This window comes from Streptomyces sp. NPDC104096, assembly GCF_055584385.1.
The window spans coordinates 228,323-245,596 of sequence record NZ_JBVJMD010000008.1 but is presented as its reverse complement, the minus strand read 5'-3'; the positions used below and the strand labels follow the sequence as shown (position 1 = coordinate 245,596).

The following is a 17,274-nucleotide window of genomic DNA, read 5'->3' as shown; positions in this document are numbered from 1 at the left end:
AACTGCTGGCCCACCTGCGTCCCTGACCGCCAATCCGGGCACAACTGGCGGCATCACCCGCAGGTCACATGGCGGCAAGGGTCTGTGAACGCTGCTTGGTGATCCACGGCAACCCTTGTTCACAGATCTTTGAGGGGACCGACCGAAGGGGCGGGGCGCGGCAGTCCGCGCATCAAGCAGGACACGCGCCGGCTCTGTCGCCGATCTTCAATAGTGATGTGCTGATGCAGCTCAGGGTCGTTAGGGTGCGCGGTCATGGGCACGGACATCTACGGTGGGATCGAATTTCGCCATACCTACGCTGGCACCGACGACTACGACGGCGAGCCGTGGGTGACTGCCATGGATCTGTGGCCGCTGTACGACGAGACCGACTACACGGCCTTTGGCCTTCTCTTCGGAGTGCGCAACTACGCAGGCTTCCCGCCACTTGCACCCGCTCGTGGTCTTCCCAGTGACCTGTCGAGCGGAATGCGCACACAGTTGGGCTCGTGGGTCGAACGAGGAGAGATGGACTGCGCAAGTTGGGTCAGTTGGGGAGAGCTGGCCTCCCTCGACCCTGAGACGGCGCCGGGACAGTTCGTCGGCCGCGTGACTTGGTACATGAAGTCACGGCCGTGGCTCCTGCGTCGCCAGATGGTGTCCCATCAGTGGCCGTCGGAGTTCTTGGACCTGGTGGGCCTTCCGCCTCTGGACTGGCACAAGGCCTCAGAGCGTATTGAGTGGACCAGCGACGACTTGGTCTGCGTGTACGAACCGCTGACCGCGCGCGATGTCTTGGGTCCGGAGACTCACTGGCCGCACGTGTTCGCTGTGATGAAGGCTCTGGCCGGCCGATTCGGTGACGACGGGGTCCGACTGGTCGTGGCGTTCGACTGACGGCGCAGTACCCGTCGTTTCACATGGGACAGCGGCCCAGTGAGGCCTTCGGTAACTGTCGATGACTTGCCGTCAGGGAGGTTCGTGGTGGCGAGGATGGGGCGCGAACTCTGTCTTTTTGCGCATCGGTCCGCTGAGGTCTGTGAACGCGGCGTGGTGATCCAAGTCAAGCCTCGCTCACAGACGTTTTCGAACCCGAAGTGCGCCGCGAGACTAGCGCCAAGGACGCGACCACCGTTTGGGTACTGCAGTCGAGCACGGTCCGGGTTACCCCCCAGTCACGTTGACCTGCGGGGATGGGCCGACCGTGCTTCCTTTGACGAGTGGATATGCGAGACGATGATTGCTGGATAGAGTCATCTTGTTACAGCTGGTTGTGGGGACAACCAAGGTGCCTTTCGGCTGCCAACGTCCTGGGGAGGGCCTGCAGCACATGAGTCGTCGCTCTACTGGTTTTGTCGGCGTCTGGGCTGAGATGCAACGGCAGCAGCAGCGTCAACGGGAAGCCGAAACCAGACAGCGGAGACAGCAAGAACAGCAAGCGCGGGCCTACCAACGGCGAGCTGCCCAGAGCCACCGCGACTACCGGCAGGCAGAGGCTCTACGGCGCACAGAAGAGCTGGACGCTCAGGTTGTGTCGCTGCAAGGTCTTCTCGCCTCGGGCTGCCAGGCTCCCGCCTTCAGAGCCTCCTCTCTCATGCGACCTGAGGAGGTCCAGCCCTTCGCTCCAGGACCATTGGCGCAGCCGGTGCCCATGCCTGATCTCGATCACTACCAGACGCAGAGTGGCTGGACTGCGAATCGCCGGGCCCAAGCGCAGGCCGAAGCACGAGCACGCTTCGAGCGGGACTGGCAGGCTGCCCAAGCTGCGGAGGCTCACCGACAGCAGCAGCTGGCTGCGTACCAGCGTGAGTACCAGCAGTGGGTCGATACTCAGCTGGCTGATGTCCGGCGCCACAACGCTGGCGTCGTCGCGATAACCGAAGGCGTAGAGCGCCGGGATGCCGATTCCGTGATCGAGTACTTCTCCGCCGCTCTCTACGCCTCGACGGCTTGGCCGGAAGGTTTCCCACGGCAGGTGGCAGCAGCTTACGACCCTGCAGCCCGGCAGTTGGTGCTGGACTGGGAGTTGCCCACTTACAGCATCGTGCCGGAGGTCAAGGCTGTTCGATACATGTCCGGGGTCGACCAGGATAAGGAGACTCCCCGACCGGTAGGCCAGCGCCGTGCTCTGTACAGGGAGGTTCTCGCCCAGTGCATGCTGCTGGTTCTGCACGACCTGTTCACCGCGGATGAGCTGGGCGCGCTGGAGTCGGTGGCCTTGAACGGGTTCGTCGACGGGCACGACCCCACCACGGGCAGACCGGGCCAGATCTTCCTTGCGACCGTCATGGCCTCGCGCTCTTCATTCCGTGATCTGCACCTGGCGCAGGTCGATGCCGGCAGTTGCCTGGCTGACGCCCTGCGCGGGCAGCTCTCGACCCGGCCGGACCAACTCACGCCGGTACGGCCGGGCAGACGGCCCGAGGATGTCGGGAACCGTGTCGTCGCCCATGGTGGTGACGAGGAACCGGACCTCTTCGCCATGGACCCGATCGCCTTCGAGAATCTCGTTGCCGATCTCTTCCGGGCCATGGGGATGCAGGCGGTGACCACCCAGCGCTCTAACGACGGCGGTGTGGACGTCGACGCCCTGGATCCGACACCGATTCGAGGCGGCAAGATCGTCGTGCAGGTGAAGCGATACCGCAACACGGTGCCGCCCACCGCTGTGCGCGACTTGTACGGAACCGTGCAGGATGCCGGCGCCAACAAGGGTGTCCTCGTGACGACGTCAGGGTTCGGCCCTGGCTCACACACCTTCGCCAACGGAAAGCCTCTGGAACTCATCTCGGGCGCCGAACTCGTAGACCTGCTGCATCGCCATGGGCTGCGTGGGCGGCTCGGCGAAGGCAGCCGGCAGATCGCAGCACAGCCGACGCCCTCCGCGCCGGACACCCGACTGCCGGACGATTACAACATTCTGGGTATGTCGTGGACCGGAAGCGTCGCCTTGGACGTGTGCGCTCTCGTCTGCCGTGGCAACCGGGTCCTCAGTGACGCTCACTTTGTCTTCTTCAACAACTCGCAGACACCGGACGGCTCAGTGCGCGCTCTCCCCGCCACTGCACCTGACAAGGCGGCAATCTGTGTCTCCTTCGACGGGCTGCCCGACGACGCTGACCGGTTCGTACTCGTGGCCGCCATCGACCCAGAGGTCAACCCGGATGCCGACCTCTCCGGTTTCACGGACGCTTGCATCCGCCTGCTCGACCCGGGGCTGGCTGAGCTGGGACGACTGGAAGTTTCCGACGGCCGACCGAACGAAACCGCCTTGGTGCTCGGCTCCTTCCGCCGAAGGGCGAACGGAGACTGGGACTTTGTCCTGGGCGGCAAGGGCTACACAGGCGGCTTGGAGGAACTTGTGCAGGATTTCGGCATCGAGGTCGAGTAGCTCCCTGGGGCCGGATCCGCCGAGCCGGATGAGGTCTGTGAACGCGGCTTGATGATCCACGTCATGCGACCGGGCTTCCACGCGGCGGGGAAACGACCCTTGCGGGCGGCGGGTCCGCCGATCTCCGGGCGGTACGCCTGGTAGACGGTGATCGTGGACGCCGTGTGCAGCGCGCGGATCCTGCGGTGCGGTTCTTCCATGGCGTACAGCGTGGGCGCGGTCGGCCCGGGTGACCACCGAATTTCGACCGACCGCTCGATCCAACAGCGCACGCCGGACCCAGGCAGCAGGCAGTCGCCCGTACGGGCCAAGTGGCGTCCGAGTTCGCCACTGCACCTGACAAGGCCGCAATCTGTGTTCCCTTCGACGGACTGCCCGACGAAGCCGACCGGTTCGTGCTCGTGGCCGCCGTCGACCCGGAGGCCGACCTCTCGGGTTTCACGGACGCTTGCATCCGCCTGCTCGACCCGGGGCTGGCGGAGCTGGGACGACTGGACGTTTCCGACGGCCGGCCGAACGAAACCGCCTTGGTGCTCGGCTCCTTCCGCCGAAGGGCGAACGGGGACTGGGACTTTGTCCTGGGCGGCAAGGGCTACCCGGGCGGCTTGGAAGAACTCGTTCAGGATTTCGGCATCGAGGTCGAGTAGCTCCACCCGGGAACCACAGCTGCTGAGTCGGCGATGCTCGAGGCAGAGCTCAGATGTTGCTCAGACCGCTTGTCCGGCGGCCGTCGTGCTGGTCAGCTCTACGCACGCCTGAGCGACACCGAGCGCTCATCGCCGAAGGGGGCCCCATGGACAGTGTTCGGCAGACTCCACCCGAAAGCCCTGCCCTGGTCAGGTGTGCGACTGTCGCCGCGTACGCCGTCGCCGCCGTGGTCCATCTCGTGGCGGCGGGACTGTTCATCGGCGGCGTGTTGTTGATCGTGCTCGGGTTCCGCACGGTGGTTCAGCCGATGTTGGGCTTGATACTGCTGGGCCTGGCTCTTCCGCTGTGCCCGCGCCCCGGCAGGCTGGATGCCGAACTGCCCACACTGCGGCGCGCGGACGCCCCGGTCCTGTTCGATCTGCTGGACCGGATGGCGGACACGACCGGGGCTCGGCGCTTCGACGCGATCCAGATCGGTCCGGAATTCGCCGTGTCCGTCACCCGCTACGGTGTACGCCGCAAGCGGTGCCTCGTCCTCGGCCTCCCGCTCTGGGCCGCCCAGCCCACCCAGCAGCCGATCGCCGCCATCGCCCACGCTCTGGGGCACCTCGCCGGTCACGATCTCCGGGACGACGCGTTCGTCGGCACCGCGCTCAAGTCCCTCGACGCTGCGGCCCGGACGATGCGCGCCAGGAGCAACCCGTACGTCACCTCGAGTGCCCCCGCCCATTCCTGGCAAGCGGGCAAAGTGGCGACGGGCGCAGGACGCTTCAACGCCCGTACCTGGACGAGCGAGTGGGTGCTCGGGATCCCGAGAGCGGCGGCGACCGCGACGGCCCGCCTGCTGCGCGGGCTCACCCTGCCGGTCGCACGCCGTGCGGAGTTCGACGCGGACGACGTGGCCGCCCGTACGGCTTCCACCGAGGCTGCCATTGCCGCGTTGCTGGACCGGCAGCTGGCGCGCGCGGTCGGCATGGAAGTGCATCGCCTGGCCATCCAGGCCCGGACGCTCACCGGCAACCGCTCCGCGACAGCCGCGCATGAGGAACTCTGGGACAAAGCCGCCCGCTATGCCGAGAGCCTGCGCGAACAGCGGGGCCGTGGCGAAGCCACCGATCCCGAGGACGTCGGGACCGTGGCCGGCACCGGCGGCCTCCCGTCCGGAACCCTGCGCATGGAACGGCTGGCCCGGGCTCCGAGGCGCAGCGCGACGGTCACGCTCGACGAGCCCGACCGAGACCGCATCGAGAAGGAACTCCGCCTTCCCGGACAGGCGCTGGCGCGCCAGGTCGTGCGTGATTGCGTCCCGCTGTCACGCTGAACGGAGGCGGTCAGGGCGGAAACAGCCATTCCATCGCGGCGAGGCTCTTGTCGACGTACTCGCCCCGCTCCGTCTCGATGCCGTACGCGAGGTCCTCGAAGACACCGCACCTGGCGTAGAACACGGCCCGCTCGCCGAGCGCCGCGAGGTCGTCGGCGTCGGTTCGACAGCTGTTGATGGCGGCGCGGGCGGCGGCAGGGCCGAGGTCGCGGTAGAGCAGCCCGAAGTCGTGGGCCGGATCGGCGACGGCCGCGTCGCTCCAGTCGATGACGCCTGTCACCGTCCATGTGTCGGGGTCGACGAGAACGTGTTCGATCCCCAGATCGTTGTGGGAGAACGCCGGGGTGTATGCGTCGTTCGGTGGTGCGGCCTCCAGGAACGCCTCGACGTACCGGCGGTGCGCCGCCGGTACGTGACCGGCTGCCGCCACGTAGTTCTCCGCGGCCTCGTCCCGCCACTCGGCCGGCGGCTGGTGGTCCGCGTCCACCAGGTCGGCGAACCGTTCGACCGGAACGGCGTGCAGCGCGGTGAGCAGTTCGCCGAGCGTGGCGGCGATCGACGTGCCGTGGACCGACCGCTGGTGCCGCGGCACGTCCAACAGTGGCGTACCGGGGAGCTTGCGGTAGGCCAGACATCCCTGCTCCACGTCCGTGAACGTCGGTTCGGGGACGGGCAGCGGCGAGATCTCGGCGACGGCGGCAAGCACACGGGCCTCGTGGCCCACCAGGGCGGCCCGCCTTGCCGGGTCGGGCTCCTTGCCGAAGCGCACGATCAGTTCGCCGTTGATCTCGTACGCCAGGTTGTCCAGACCCTCACCGAGCGGCACGACGGACTCGATCCGGTAGTCGAGCAGGTGCGTGGCCACGACGCGGCGGACGTCCGCGACGCGGTCGCGGCTGCGACTGGTCATCTGCCGACCCTATCAATCGCTCGCATGCGGCCGACGGTGGTCACCGGCCGGCCGCGCGGTCGCCGGCCGGTGCGGGCCTCCTGATATCCAGTCGCTCCGAGAGGGGAAGCGTCCTACCCTCGGCCCCATGAACAAGCCTCTCGTCGCCATCCTCAGCGGGGCCGGCGTCTCCACGGATTCCGGGATCCCCGACTACCGCGGCCCCAACGGGTTGTGGCGGCGGGATCCCGAGGCCGAGAAGCTTGTGACGTACGAGTACTACATGGGTGATCCGGAGATCCGGCGGCGGTCGTGGCAGATGCGGCGCAAGAACCGGGCGCTGACGGCCGAGCCGAACGCGGCGCATCTCGCCGTCGCCGAGCTGGAGCGGGCCGGGGTGCCGGTGCGGGTGATCACGCAGAACGTGGACGGGCTGCACCAGCTCGCCGGGCTGTCCGCCCGCAAGGTCATCGAACTGCACGGCACCGCGAGGAAGTTCGTGTGCACGAAGTGTCATGCGCGGGGGGCCATGGAGGACGCCCTGGCCCGGGTCGAGGCGGGGGAGGACGATCCGCCGTGCCTGGAGTGCGGTGGGATCCTCAAGTCGGCCACCGTGATGTTCGGCGAGCGTCTCGACCCGGTCGTGCTCGGTGACGCGCTCGCCATCACCAAGGCCTGCCAGGTGTTCATCGCCGTCGGCACCAGCCTCCAGGTGCAGCCCGCCGCCGGGCTCGCGGGGGTCGCCGCGGACCACGGGGCACGGCTGATCATCGTCAACGCCGAGCCGACGCCGTACGACGAGATCGCGGACGAGGTCGTGCGGGAGCCGATCGGGACGGCGCTGCCCGCGCTGTTGCGCGGGCTCGCCGGCGCGGACAGCCGAGCCTAGAAAAGGGCTGTTCCGCGTTCGAAGTCCAGCAGGCGCTGTTTGCGGTCCAGGCCGCCGCCGTAGCCGGTGAGACCGCCGCTCGCGCCGATGACGCGGTGGCAGGGGACGATGATGCCGATGGGGTTCTTGCCGTTGGCCAGGCCCACCGCGCGGGAGGCCTTGGGGTTGCCGAGGGCGTCGGCCAGTTCGCCGTACGTGCGGGTCTCGCCGTACGGGATGGCGCGCAGCCGCTCCCAGACGGTCTGCTGGAACGGCGTCCCGGCCAGGCGCAGTTCGAGGGTGAACTCCTTCAACTCGCCCGAGAAGTAGGCCTCCAGCTGTTCCTCGGGCTCGCCGAAGGCGGTGGCGTCGTGCGTGCCGAAGGACTCCTCGGGCGGGCGGTGGCGCTGCTCGGTCATGTAGAGGCCGCTCAGCACGCCGTTGTCGGCGACGAGCGTGAGGGGGCCGTACGGACTGTCGATGACGGTGTGGTGCCTGACGGGGCTCATGATGGATGTCCTTAAACGGGCAGGAAGTTGATCGGGTGGCTGTCCGTCGCCCAGAGGTACTGGACCGCGTAGGCCCGCCAGGGGCGCCAGGCCGCCGCGCGTGCGGTCAGCGCCGCCGAGGTCGAGGGCAGGCCCAACTCCTTTGCGGCACGGCGGATTCCGAGGTCGGTGGGGAGGAAGGCGTCGGGGTCTCCCAGGGCGCGCATGGCGATGACGTCGACCGTCCAGGGTCCGAAGCCGGGGAGGGCCAGCAGACGGTGCCTGGTCTCCTGCCAGTCGGTCTCCATGCCCAGATGGATCGACTCCTCCGCGAGTCCGGTGACGAGGGTGGTGAAGGTCGTACGGCGGGTACGGGGCATCGCCAGCGTCTCGGGGTCGAGGCCGGCCAGCGCCTCGGGTGACGGGAACAGGTGGGTGAGGCCGCCTTCGGGGTCGTCGACCGGTTCGCCGTGCGCGGTGACCAGCCGGGCCGCGTGGGTGCGGGCGGCGGCCGTGGAGACCTGCTGGCCGAGCACGGCACGTACGGCGAACTCCGCCTCGTCGACGGTACGGGGGACCCGCCGCCCCGGCGCCTTGTCCACGAGGGGCGCGAGGACCGGGTCCGTGCGCAGATGGTCGTCGACCGCGACCGGGTCGGCGTCCAGGTCGAGCATGCGGCGGCAGCGGCTGATGGCCACGGGCAGGTCGCGCAGATCGCTGAGGGTGAGGCGGCAGGCGATGTGGTCGGGCCGCGGGGTCAGCCCCACGATGCCGTGCCCGTACGGCATCCGCAGCGTGCGCCGGTAGGCACCGTCCCGCCACTCCTCCACCCCCGGCACCGCCGTCGCCGCCAGGTGGCCGAAGAGGTTGTCGGGGTTCAGCGGGGCGCGGAACGGCAGACGCAGGGTGAGGACGCCGGGCGTCAGGACGGCGGGCGTCCTCGGGTGGCGGGCGCGCAGTTCGCTCGGGGCGAGCGCGAAGACCTCGCGGACGGTGTCGTTGAAGGTGCGGATGGACGAGAACCCGGCGGCGAAGGCGATCTCCGCCATGGGCAGCGCGGTCGTCTCGATCAGCAGCCGGGCGGTCTGGGCGCGCTGCGCGCGGGCCAGGGCGAGCGGCCCGGCGCCCAGCTCGGCGAGCAGCTGGCGCTCGATCTGGCGGGGGCTGTAGCCGAGCCGGGCGGCCAGGCCGGGTACGCCCTCGCGGTCCACGACACCGTCGGCGACGAGCCGCATGGCGCGGGCGACCAGGTCGGCACGCTCGTTCCACTGCGGGGACCCGGGGCTGGTGTCCGGGCGGCAGCGCTTGCACGCCCGGAAGCCGGCCTGCTGGCAGGCGGCCGCGCTCGGGTAGAAGGTCATGTTCTCGGGCTTGGGCGGCACGGCCGGGCAGCTGGGCCGGCAGTAGATGCGGGTGGTCACGACGGCGGTGAAGAACCAGCCGTCGAAGCGCGCGTCCTTGGACTGGACGGCGCGTACACAGCGTGCCCGGTCGGTGTGCATCCCGTTGTTCGGCATGTGTCCAGCATCCGGCACCGGACGGGCCGGGGCTGGCGGGAATCCGACATCAGCGTCGGCTGTGCAGGAGTTCCGTGGATCACCGGGCGGGCGGGGGCCGTCCGGTCGGCTCAGCCCGCTCCCTCCTGGCGGGAGAGCAGTGACCAGATCACGAACAGGTCGATCGCGATCATGGTGATCGGCCAGAAGGCCGCGTAGGGCAGGAACAGGAACTGGGCGACGAGGCTGAGCGCGGCGAAGCAGATGCCCGCGATCCTGGCCCAGGCCATGCCCTTGAGCAGGCCTCCGCCGGTGACGGCCAGCAGCACTCCGATGATCAGGTGGATCCAGCCCCAGCCGGTGAGGTCCATCGCGTAGGCGTAGGCGCCGGTACGGACGAAGACGTCGTCCCGGGCGATCGCCGAGATGCCCTGGAGGGCGGACAGCACACCGCTGCACAGCATCAGGACACCGGCGAAGGTGACGCCGCCGCTGACCCAGCTGTCCCGCTCGTGCGGCTCGGCGGTGTCGTCCGGCGGCCGGTTCCAGGCGGCGCCGATCTCGTCGCCCCGGCCGCGGCCGGGACCGCCGCTCGGGTCGCCGGTGGGGTGGACGGGGTCCTGGCTCATGCGGTCGTCCTCTCGGGTCCCCCCTGATGCGGTCCCCCGTCGAACGGCGGTCCCTCCTCGGGCGGCGGCCCCCCGTCGGCCGGTGCCCGGCCCGCGCCGGCCTCGTCCAGGAAGTCGACGACGCACAGCGCGAAGAGCAGGGCGAGAGCGAGGCCGATGACGACCCAGCCGGTCGGGTACGACCACAGGACGTACGCCAGGACCGCCGCGGCGACCAGGATCCAGGTGATCCAGACACGAAAGCGGTGCACGAACGGCCCGACCGGCCCCGTACGCATCCCCGCGCGGTCGGCGGTGGTGCGGGCCGCGCCGATGCCGGAGTGCCAGAGCTGCCGTACGAGACCGGCGTGGCGCTGGGGTCCGGTCAGCCAGGCGGCGACGGCGATCACCACGCACAGGGCGACCACCGCGCGGACCGAGGTGCGCAGGAAGCGGGTGAGCGCGTCGTACACGGACGACGCGGCGGGCTGCGAGACACCGCTCGGCAGGTGGTCCAGGTAGACGACCCGGAAGACGCTCAGCGCGATGCCCAGCAGGAGCGTGGCGAAGGCGAAGCAGAGGGCCGCGACGATCAGGGCGCGGCGCCGGTGGGCGGCGAGCAGGACGCCCGCCGCGACCAGCAGCACCGCGAGGACGGGCAGCCAGTCACCGGCGATCTGGAGCAGCCGGAAGTAGGTCTTGACCTTGCCGATGTCCTTGGACTGGACGACGGTGATGTTGGTGTGGATCTCGGGGACCTTCCCCGCGACCGTCATGCCCGAGTCGACGAGGCGGGTCTTGACCTGGTCCACGACCGGCGCGAGGTCGATGGTGACCGCGTCGTTCTCCAGCTTCACCGCGCCGCCGCCGCTGCCCGTCAGCGCCTTGTCCAGACTGCTGTGGATCCTGCGGTTGGCCTCGGTCCAGATCCGGGCGAAGACGTCGGAGGCGGCGACCGCCTTCGCCTTGTCGTGGACGAAGCTGCTGACCGCGCCCTCCAGGGAGTTGCCCAGTTTCCCCAGCGCCTTCTCCAGCAGGGGCCGTTGGTCCGGAGCCGCCCCTTCCAGCAGCGCGGGCAGGTCGAGGTGCTGCATCACGGCGTCGGTGACCCGGTTGGCCACGGCGTTCTGGATGTCGGGGTCGGAGGCGAGCGGGGCGACCGTCTGCACATAGCGGTCCGTGTCGCCGACGACGCTGGAGGTCCAGGCGGCGAGCACGCCGAGCGGGGCGAGCAGACAGCCGAGGACGATCAGCACGGTGGCGACGAACGCGCGCGTCCGGTGGTGCGCCGGAGGCGGGGCGGATCGCCCCGCCTCCAGCGCCGCGATCCGCGAGCGCAGCTTGTCCAGTTCGGCGTGGGAGACGTCCGGACCGGGTCCGTCCCGGCCGGCTCCGGCCCTGCCCGGTCCACCGGGGTCGGGTCCGCCCCCGCCGGGTCCACCCCGGTCGGACGGGTCCGGGCCGGAGGCGGGACTGTCCGGCATGGCGGCCTCCCTCATCCATCGGTGCTGCGGGTCCGATGGATGCAAGGAGATCCCGTCCGAGCGGCGGCGGCGAGCGCTGCGGGCCGTCCGGGTGAACGGGCCCGCCGGGCCGTGGAGCGGGCCGTGGAGCGGGTCCCGGGGTGGGTCGTGAGGTGAGCCGCGGGGCGGGCCGTGGAGTGGGCCGTGGGGTCCGGGGTCACATATTGATCATGTGTCCGGCCAGGCCGTGCACCGCCTCCTTGACCGCCTCCCCGAGGGTCGGGTGGGCGTGCACGTTGCGGGCGACCTCGTGGACGGTCAGGTCCCACTGCTGGGCCAGGGTCAGCTCGGGCAGCAGCTCGGTCACGTCGGGACCGATGAGGTGACCGCCGAGCAGCTCGCCGTACTTCGTGTCGCTGATCAGCTTCACGAAGCCGGTGGTGTCGCCGAGGCCGTGCGACTTGCCGTTCGCGGTGAACGGGAACTTCGCCACCTTCACGTCGTAGCCCAGTTCACGGGCCTGGGCCTCGGTGTAGCCGAAGCTGGCGATCTGCGGCTGGCAGTAGGTGGCCCGCGGGATCATCACGTAGTCCAGTTCCATGGTCTCCGCGTCCGCGAGCGTCTCGGCGGCGATCACGCCCATCGCCTCGGCGGCGTGCGCGAGCATCAGCTTGGCGGTGACGTCGCCGATGGCGTAGATGTGCGGCACGGAGGTACGGCAGCGGCCGTCCACGTCGATGGCGCCGCGCTCGGTGACGTGCACCCCGGTGTTCTCCAGGCCGTAGCCGGTGACGTTGGGCGCGAAACCGATCGCCTGGAGGACCTTGTCGGCCTCCAGTACCTGCTGGGTGCCGTCCCTGCCGGTGACCGTGACCCGGACCTGCGGGCCCGACTCGTCGATCGACTCCACCCGGGTCGAGGTGAGCACGCCGATGCCCAGCTTGCGGTACTGCTTGGCGAGTTCGGCCGAGACCTCGACGTCCTCCAGGGGCGCGACACGGTCCAGGAACTCGACGACCGTCACCTTCACGCCGTAGTTGTGCAGGACGTAGGCGAACTCGATGCCGATGGCGCCGGCTCCCGCGATGACGATCGACTGCGGCAGTTCCTCGGCGAGGATCTGCTCCTCGTACGTCACCACCCTGGACGTGCGGCGGGTGCCGGGGAGCAGCCGGGGCGTGGCGCCGGTGGCGATGATGCAGTGCTCGAAGCCGAGCGTACGGACCTCTCCGTCGTACCCGGCGACCTGGAGGGTGTGCGCGTCGAGGAAGGTGCCGCGGCCGTCGAACTCGGTGATCTTGTTCTTCTTCATCAGGTAGTGCACGCCCTTGACGCGGCCGTCCGCGACCCGGCGGCTGCGCCGGAACGCCTCGCCGTAGTCGAACGAGACCTCGCCGTCGACCTTGATGCCGAAGGTCTTGGCCTCGCGGGTGACGATGTGCGCGAGTTCGGCGTTGCGCAGGAGGGCCTTGGTGGGGATGCAGCCCACGTTGAGGCAGACGCCGCCCCAGTACTTCTCCTCGACGACGGCGACCCGCTTGCCCAGCTGGGCCGCGCGCACCGCGGCGACATAGCCGCCGGGGCCCGCGCCGAGGACCACGACGTCGAAGCGATCGTCCTGCTCGACCATGAGGAATTCCTTTTCGGTCTCTTGAGTCTCTTCGTACTGCCCGTCGCACCGTCGCCGGAACGGCACGTCGGCCGGAGCGGGCGATGAGGTCTGCCCCTGCGCCTCACGGATTGTTTCGTCCCGGCCTCGTTCCCGCCACACGGTCCGGCGGCGCGCCGCGTGAGCGAATCGGTTCGAGCCGGTCGGCGGCGGGCGGGACGGACGGTGGCGCGCGCGACGGACCGGGTGAGCGCGGGGGGGCCGTGCGGGCCGGGGCGGGCCCTGGGCGCGGTCGGCGCGGAGCGCGGCCGGGGCCGGGGCCGGGGCCGGGGCCGGTCAGTAGACGTCGCGGACGTAGCGCTTGTCGGCGGCGAGTTGCTTGACGTAGGCCGCCGACTCGGCCTCGCCGAGTCCGCCGTGGACGGCGGCGATGTCCCGCAGGGCCTGGTCGACGTCCTTCGCCATGCGTGAGGCGTCGCCGCAGACGTAGAAGCGGGCGCCGTCCTGGAGCCAGGACCACAGCTGGGGTCCGTGCTCGCGCATCCGGTCCTGTACGTAGACCTTGGCGCGCTGGTCTCGGGAGAAGGCGGTGTCCAGTCGGGTGAGGGTGCCGTCGGCCCGGAAGGCGGCCAGTTCCTCCTCGTAGTAGAAGTCGGTGGCGCGGTGCTGCTCGCCGAAGAAGAGCCAGTTGGGGGCCCGGTGGCCGACCGCGCGGCGCTCCTCCAGGAAGCCGATGAAGGGGGCGACACCGGTGCCGGGGCCGATCATCACGGCGGGGGTGCCGGGATCGGCGGGCGGGCGGAAGTGCGGTGCGCGCTGGACGTGGACCGGCACGGGGGTGCCGGGCTCGGCGTCGGCGAGGAACGGGGAGCAGACGCCGTGGCGGGGGCGGCCGTGCAGGTTCTCGTACCGGACGACGGAGACCGTCAGGGAGACCAGGTGCGGGTCGGTGAGCGGGCTGGAGGAGATGGAGTACAGGCGCGGTTGCAGCCGGCCGAGGACCCCGGCCCACTCCTGCGCCCCGGCCCGGACGCCGAACTCGGCGACCACGTCGACGGCTTGCCTGCCCCAGGACCACTTCGCCAGCTCGCCCTTGTTGTCCGGGCGCAGCAGTCGCTTCAACTCCCGCGGGTCGCGGGCGCGTTCGGCGACGAAGCGGAGCAGGTCCGGGGTGATGCGGGTGATGTCCAGATGCCGCAGCAGGGCTTCGCCGAGGGGCGTCTCGCCCAGGCCGTCGAGGTGCACGGCCGTGTCCGCGGCGGGCGTGCCGAGCGTGTCGTCCGGGCCGGAGACGGTGCCGTCCAGGCCGGTGACGGACAGCCATTCCCGTACCAGAGCAGGGGAGTTGAGCGGGCGGACGCCGAGGGCGTCGCCCGTCTCGTAGACGAGCGGGGTCTCGCTGTCGCGGGTGTCGAAGGTGAAGCGCCGCACCTCCTTGTCCGAACCCGGGCGGCTGAGCAGGCGGTTGCCGGTGAGACGGGCGGTGACCGGGGCGGGCCGTCGGGGGCGGGGGGCGGCCGGGACGGAGGCGGTGGGGACGGGTGCCGTGGTCGTGGGGGCCGGGGACGCGAGGGCGGGGGCCGGACCCGCGGAGGCGAGGGCGGCGAGTACCTGGTCCAGCCAGGCCTCGGCGCTGCTCTCGAAGTCCGGTTCGCAGTCCGTGCGCGGGGCGAGGCGCAGCGCGCCCAGCTCGTCCATCCGCAGGTCGAGCCGTCGGCCGTGCCCGCAGAAGTCGTCGTACGAGGAGTCCCCGAAGGCGAGCACGGCGTAGCGGCGCCCCTCCAGGCGCCCGGCGTCGGGGGCGGTGAGGCTGTCCCAGAAGCCGGTGCCGTTGTCGGGGGCGTCGCCGTCGCCGAACGTGCTGGTGATCAGCAGGAGGTCGGCGTCGGACGGGAGTGCGCCGGGGTCGGTCTCGTCCATGGCAACGAGGGACGCGGTGTGACCGCCCGCGGTGAGCCGGTCCGCGGTGGCGGCGGCGAAGTCCTCGGCGTTCCCGGTCTGCGAGGCCCACAGGATCAGCACCTCGCGGGCCGGGGCCGGCGGGGCGGGGAGCTCCGGCGCGGCCGCGGCCGCGGACCGCGAGTACATGCCGGCGAGGGTGCCGTTGACCCACAGGGCGTGTTCGGGGGTGAAGGGCGCGTCCGGCGGAAGCACCGGGACGCCGGGCGTGCCGGAGGGGATCCCGGCGAGGAAGCCGGTGAGGTACAGGCGCTCGCGCTCGGAGAGCACCGGCGGCGGTGCGGGGGCGAGACCGAAGGGGGACGCGGACGCGGCGAGGGCGGTGGTGGCCGGGCCCTCGGTGGTGGCGTCGGGGGCCGGGACGGTGGCCGTCGCACCTCCGGCGGTCGCGACGGCGGTCGGCGTCTGCACGGTGACGGGGGTGGACACCCTGGTGAGGGACACCGCGCACACCTTGAACTCGGGCTGGAAGGAGAGCGGGTCGACGGCGTCGCTCGTCACGGCGTTGACGCTGAGGTACTCCCCGAACAGGTCGTTCCAGTGGAACGGCGCGAAGCACGCCCCCGGCAGCACCCGGTCGGTGACCACCGCGGGCAGCACCGCGCGGCCCCGGCGCGAGGCGACCTCCACCGAGTCGCCGTCGGCGATGCCCAGTGCGGCCGCGTCCTCGGGATGCACCTCCACGAACGGTCCGGGGTCGAGCCTGTTCAGCTTGGCCACCTTCGCCGTCTTGGTCAGCGTGTGCCACTGGTGCTGGAGCCGGCCGGTGTTGAGGAGGAACGGGTAGTCGTCGTCCGGCAGCTCGGCGGGCGGGAGGTGCGGGCGGGCGTGGAAGACGGCGCGGCCGCTCGCGGTGGGGAAGGTGAGCGTGCCGTCCTCGTTCACGTAGCGGACGGGGTTGCGGTCGGGGCCGTCGGCGGTGGCGGCCGGCCACTGCACGGGGGTGGAGCGCAGCCGCTTGTAGCTGACTCCGCGCAGGTCGTAGCCCGTCTGCGGGTTCCAGGCCCGCTTGATCTCCTCGAAGATCTGCTCGGCGTCGGTGTAGCCGAACGCGTCCTCGTAGCCCATCGCGCGGGCCACGGCCGCGATGATCCGCCAGTCGGCCGTGGCCTCGCCCGGCGGGTCGGCGGCGGGCTGGGCGAGGGTGAGGTTGCGCTCGCTGTTGATCAGGACGCCCTCGGTCTCGGTCCACAGGGCGCCGGGCAGGACGACGTCGGCGTACGCGTTCGTCTCGGTGTCGGTGAAGACGTCCTGGGTGACGACGAACTCGGCGGCCTCCAGTCCTTCGATGACCGTCCTGCGGTTGGCGACGGAGGCGACCGGGTTGGTGCAGATGATCCAGCAGGCCTTGATCTCGCCGTCGGCCATCTTCCGGAACATCTCGACCGTGCCCTTGCCGACGCCGTCCGCCCGGATCGTGCCCGGCGGCAGCTCCCACAGTTCCTCGACGAAGGCGCGGTCGGCGTCGACGAGCACGGACCGCTGGCCCGGGAGCCCGGGGCCCATGTAGCCCATCTCCCGGCCGCCCATGGCGTTGGGCTGGCCGGTCAGGGAGAAGGGGCCGCTGCCCGGACGGCAGATCGCGCCGGTCGCCAGGTGCAGGTTGACCAGGGCGTTCGTGTTCCAGGTGCCGTGGGTGGACTGGTTGAGGCCCATCGTCCAGCAACTGGTCCACTCCCCCGCCTCGCCGATCAGCCGGGCGGCCTCCCGCAGGTCGTCCTCCGCGACGCCGGTGAGTTCGGCGACGGTGGCCGGCGGGTAGTCGGCGAGGAACTCGGGCATCGCCTCCCAGCCCTCGGTGTACGCGGCGACGAACGCGGGGTCGGTGTGGCCGTTCGCGTGCAGCAGGTGCAGCAGACCGTTCAGCAGCGCCAGGTCCGTACCCGGCTTGACCTGGAGGAACAGGTCGGCCTTGGCGGCGGTCGCGGTGCGTCGCGGGTCCACGACGATGAGCTTGGCGCCCGCCGACTTCACCCGGTCCATCATGCGCAGGAAGAGGATGGGGTGGCAGTCGGCCATGTTCGAGCCGATGACGAGGAAGACGTCCGCCAGATCGAGGTCCCGGTAGGAGCCGGGCGGGCCGTCCGCGCCGAGCGACAGCTTGTAGCCGGTGCCGGCGCTGGCCATGCACAGCCGGGAGTTGGACTCGATCTGGTTGGTCCGCAGGTAGCCCTTGGCCAGCTTGTTCGCCAGGTACTGCGCCTCCAGGCTCATCTGCCCGGAGACGTAGAGGGCGACCGCGTCGGGCCCGTGCTCGTCGACGATCGCCCGCAGCCGCCGCGCGGTCTCGGCTATCGCCGCGTCGACGGGCGCGGGCTCCGGCTCCTGCCCGCGGTCCGACCGCACCAGGGCCGTGGTCAGCCGCCCGGGGGCGGACAGCAGGTCGGCCGTGGTGGCGCCCTTGGTGCACAGCCGGCCGAAGTTCGCGGGGTGCTCCTTGTCGCCGGACGCCTTCAGGACCGTGCGACGGCCGTCCGGGCCGCGGCCGACGTCGAGGACCATGCCGCAGCCGACACCGCAGTACGAGCAGACCGTCCGCACCTTCGACGTGC

11 protein-coding genes and 2 pseudogenes are annotated in these 17,274 nt (G+C 70.6%); 5 read left to right on the top strand and 8 right to left on the bottom strand.

What is annotated here, in order from left to right:
• The first annotated feature begins 255 nt into the window (after positions 1 to 255).
• Positions 256 to 879 (top strand): hypothetical protein, encoded by a 624-nt coding sequence (locus ACZ60B_RS12395; protein ID WP_469385954.1) that lies wholly within the window; start codon positions 256 to 258, stop codon positions 877 to 879.
• 433 nt (positions 880 to 1,312) lie between these two features.
• Positions 1,313 to 3,373, top strand: a complete 2,061-nt coding sequence (locus tag ACZ60B_RS12390; RefSeq protein ID WP_469385953.1) for a restriction endonuclease — start codon at positions 1,313 to 1,315, stop codon at positions 3,371 to 3,373.
• Between the two features lie 53 nt (positions 3,374 to 3,426).
• Here the strand turns inward: ACZ60B_RS12390 and ACZ60B_RS12385 are convergent.
• Positions 3,427 to 3,615, bottom strand: a pseudogene (locus ACZ60B_RS12385) (DUF4291 family protein); the annotation flags it as partial.
• Between the two features lie 78 nt (positions 3,616 to 3,693).
• On the opposite strand from ACZ60B_RS12385, the pseudogene ACZ60B_RS12380 reads away from it, so the two are divergent.
• A pseudogene (locus tag ACZ60B_RS12380) lies at positions 3,694 to 4,020 on the top strand (TerD family protein); the annotation flags it as partial.
• A 146-nt stretch (positions 4,021 to 4,166) separates the two neighbouring features.
• Positions 4,167 to 5,342: a M48 family metallopeptidase gene (locus ACZ60B_RS12375; RefSeq protein WP_469385952.1), complete on the top strand. Its 1,176-nt coding sequence runs from the start codon at positions 4,167 to 4,169 to the stop codon at positions 5,340 to 5,342.
• Between the two features lie 10 nt (positions 5,343 to 5,352).
• Here ACZ60B_RS12375 and ACZ60B_RS12370 read toward each other — a convergent pair whose 3' ends face one another.
• Positions 5,353 to 6,252 (bottom strand): phosphotransferase family protein, encoded by a 900-nt coding sequence (locus tag ACZ60B_RS12370; RefSeq protein WP_469385951.1) that lies wholly within the window; start codon positions 6,250 to 6,252, stop codon positions 5,353 to 5,355.
• A gap of 127 nt (positions 6,253 to 6,379) precedes the next feature.
• On the opposite strand from ACZ60B_RS12370, the gene ACZ60B_RS12365 reads away from it, so the two are divergent.
• Positions 6,380 to 7,120 carry an SIR2 family NAD-dependent protein deacylase gene (locus ACZ60B_RS12365; RefSeq protein WP_469385950.1) on the top strand — a complete coding sequence of 247 codons (741 nt, stop codon included), beginning with the start codon at positions 6,380 to 6,382 and terminating at the stop codon, positions 7,118 to 7,120.
• Here the strand turns inward: ACZ60B_RS12365 and ACZ60B_RS12360 are convergent.
• The 6 genes from ACZ60B_RS12360 to ACZ60B_RS12335 all read right to left on the bottom strand — a co-directional run bounded on the left by ACZ60B_RS12360 (position 7,117) and on the right by ACZ60B_RS12335 (position 17,224).
• Positions 7,117 to 7,608, bottom strand: coding sequence for a methylated-DNA--[protein]-cysteine S-methyltransferase (locus ACZ60B_RS12360; protein ID WP_469385949.1), 492 nt, complete (start codon positions 7,606 to 7,608; stop codon positions 7,117 to 7,119). The two genes, ACZ60B_RS12365 and ACZ60B_RS12360, sit on opposite strands and share 4 nt — an antisense overlap.
• 11 nt (positions 7,609 to 7,619) lie before the next feature.
• The gene (locus ACZ60B_RS12355) at positions 7,620 to 9,089 is read right to left on the bottom strand and encodes an AlkA N-terminal domain-containing protein (RefSeq protein WP_469385964.1); all 1,470 of its coding nucleotides are present in this window, start codon (positions 9,087 to 9,089) and stop codon (positions 7,620 to 7,622) included.
• 125 nt (positions 9,090 to 9,214) lie between these two features.
• Positions 9,215 to 9,712, bottom strand: coding sequence for a DUF7144 family membrane protein (locus tag ACZ60B_RS12350; protein ID WP_469385948.1), 498 nt, complete (start codon positions 9,710 to 9,712; stop codon positions 9,215 to 9,217).
• The gene (locus ACZ60B_RS12345; RefSeq protein WP_469385947.1) at positions 9,709 to 11,175 is read right to left on the bottom strand and encodes a hypothetical protein; all 1,467 of its coding nucleotides are present in this window, start codon (positions 11,173 to 11,175) and stop codon (positions 9,709 to 9,711) included. Before ACZ60B_RS12345 ends, ACZ60B_RS12350 begins: the two co-directional genes overlap by 4 nt.
• A gap of 196 nt (positions 11,176 to 11,371) precedes the next feature.
• Entirely contained in the window at positions 11,372 to 12,784 is a 1,413-nt protein-coding gene (gene lpdA / locus ACZ60B_RS12340; protein ID WP_469385946.1) for a dihydrolipoyl dehydrogenase, read from the bottom strand.
• Between the two features lie 315 nt (positions 12,785 to 13,099).
• Positions 13,100 to 17,224 (bottom strand): molybdopterin-dependent oxidoreductase, encoded by a 4,125-nt coding sequence (locus ACZ60B_RS12335; RefSeq protein WP_469385963.1) that lies wholly within the window; start codon positions 17,222 to 17,224, stop codon positions 13,100 to 13,102.
• Positions 17,225 to 17,274: the final 50 nt, after the last annotated feature.